The organism is Thalassotalea sp. G20_0 (assembly GCF_017744175.1).
Lineage (GTDB): Bacteria > Pseudomonadota > Gammaproteobacteria > Pseudomonadales > Endozoicomonadaceae > Endozoicomonas.
Genome location: NZ_JAGHQV010000153.1, coordinates 1 through 2,447, shown reverse-complemented (window position 1 = coordinate 2,447; position 2,447 = coordinate 1). Strand labels below are relative to the sequence as shown.

The 2,447-nt window shown below is 49.9% G+C and carries 1 protein-coding gene; it reads left to right on the top strand.

The genetic code is table 11. From position 1 onward, the window contains the following. Positions 1-11: 11 nt before the first annotated feature. The coding region (locus tag J7438_RS25130; RefSeq protein WP_209278787.1) for a DUF1601 domain-containing protein at positions 12-2,447 on the top strand (2,436 nt) is incomplete at its 3' end.

Here is a 2,447-nt window from a genome sequence, read left to right as displayed (position 1 = left end):
GAAAGGTGAATGTGCCACCGTCCTATATCCAGAAGCGTAATGAATGTCACCCTGCTTCTGACGCCTGCTCTGCTAACCATCCACCAGGACATTCAATAAAACCTGTTCATGGTTTTAATGCTCTCATCACACAAGAAAAAATGGATTGGCTTGTGAGGATATCTGCTCGTTATGGTGATCACTATGATGGTAAAACACACAGTCAATTTGCCTGTTCAATCAAACAATACACATCAAGGGCAAAACGACCATTAAATATCAGTGAACAACGCCAACTGATACCATTGTTGCACGATTTTAAAGTGACACCCGGGTGGACCTGGCGAAGCCTGACAACAACGCTTCATTCATTTACTTCAGCGGGTGCTTTGACCCCTCATAGATACATGAATGCGGGGTATAGGGAAGCTCAAGCCGCTTTACTGTCAACTTTACTTGATGCATTAATCCTTAAGTGCAACCAAAAAACTGAAGCCAGTGATATTGATGTACAAGGTATCGCCAACCTGCTGTGGGCCGTAGCGAAACTGGTGGACAGCGGGCTGTCGCTGGACAAGACACCGCAGCTCCAGGAGGCCGTTAATGCGCTGTTGCCCCATGTGGCAACCAAAGCAGAATCAAAAGAAGAGAAAGACCACTTCAAGCCACAGGAAGTCACCAATCTACTGTGGGCCATGGCGAAACTGGTGGACAATGGTCTGAAGCTGGAGAAGACGCCGAAGCTCAAAGAGGCCGTGGCCGCGCTGTTGCCCCATGTGAAAACCAAAGCCGAATCAAAAGAAGAGAAAGGCCACTTTATTCCTCAGCATATCGCCAATCTGCTGTGGGCCGTGGCGAAACTGGTGGACAACGGGCTGGGGCTGGAGAACACACCGAAGCTCAATGAGGTCGTGGCCGCACTGTTGCCCCATGTGAAAACCAAAGCCGAATCAAAAGAAGAGACAGACCACTTCAAGCCACAGGAAGTCGCCAACCTACTGTGGGCCGTGGCGAAACTTGTGGATAACGGGTTGGAGCTGAAGAAGACAACGCAGCTCAAAGGAGCCGTGGTCGCGCTGTTGCCCTATGTGCAAAACAAAGCCGAATCAAAAGAAGAGAAAGACCACTTCAAGCCACAGGAAGTTGCCAACCTGCTGTGGGCCGTGGCGAAACTTGTGGATAAGGGGTTGGAGCTGGAGAAGACACCGAAACTCAAAGAGACTGTGACCACCCTGCTGCCTCATGTGACAACCAAAGCCGAATCAAAAGAAGAGAAAGATCACTTTATTCCTCAGCATATCGCCAACCTTCTGTGGGCTGTGGCGAAACTGGTGGACAACGGGCTGGAGCTGGAGAAGACACCGAAACTCAAAGAGACTGTGACCACCCTGCTGCCTCATGTGAAGAGCAAAGCCGAATCAAAAGAAGAGAAAGGCCACTTTATTCCTCAGAATATCGCCAATCTGCTGTGGGCCGTGGCGAAACTTGTGGACAACGGGCTGGAGAACACACCGAAACTCAATGAGGTCGTGGCCGCACTGTTGCCCCATGTGAAAACCAAAGCCGAATCAAAAGAAGAGAAAGACCACTTCAACCCGCAGGAAGTCGCCAACCTGCTGTGGGCCGTGGCGAAACTTGTGGATAACGGGTTGGAGCTGAAGAAGACAACGCAGCTCAAAGGAGCCGTGGTCGCGCTGTTGCCCTATGTGCAAAACAAAGCTGAATCAAAAGAAGAGAAAGACCACTTCAAGCCGCAGGAAGTCGCCAACCTGCTGTGGGCCGTGGCGAAACTTGTGGATAACGGGTTGGAGCTGAAGAAGACAACGCAGCTCAAAGGAGCCGTGGTCGCGCTGTTGCACTATGTGCAAAACAAAGCCGAATCAAAAGAAGAGAAAGACCACTTCAAGCCACAGGGAGTCTGCAACCTGCTGTGGGCCGTGGCGAAACTGGTGGACAACTGGCTCGAGCTGGAGAAGACAGCAAAGCTCAAAGAGGCCTTGGCCGCGCTGTTGTTCCATGTGAAAACCAAAGCCGAATCAAAAGAAGAGAGCAGTCAGTTCAGTACTCAAGGTACCGTCAATCTGCTGTGGGCCCTGGCGAAACTGGGTGAGGCCATTGAGCCGAACCTGATTAAATCTACGTTCGATTTTCTTGTTGACAGAATCAGTAAAAACTCTCAACTCTCTCAGCAAGATATATCGATGTCTCTCTGGGGAGTCATGGTATTCTGTGCCAGAGTTTATCTGGACTCAGGTAGCAATAATAAAAATCCGCTTGAAAAGCACATAGGTGAACTATTTTCTCGCCTGGGAAATACATCCCCGGACAATATAGAGGATCAATCCATCATTGCCATGGCCGCAGGTTGGCTTGGGAGAACGTGTCCGGTCACTCTTAAATACACGACAAGCACTTCACAATCTCAATCCACCTTCCGCGATCACCTCCAATGGAATTTTCCGTTGTTG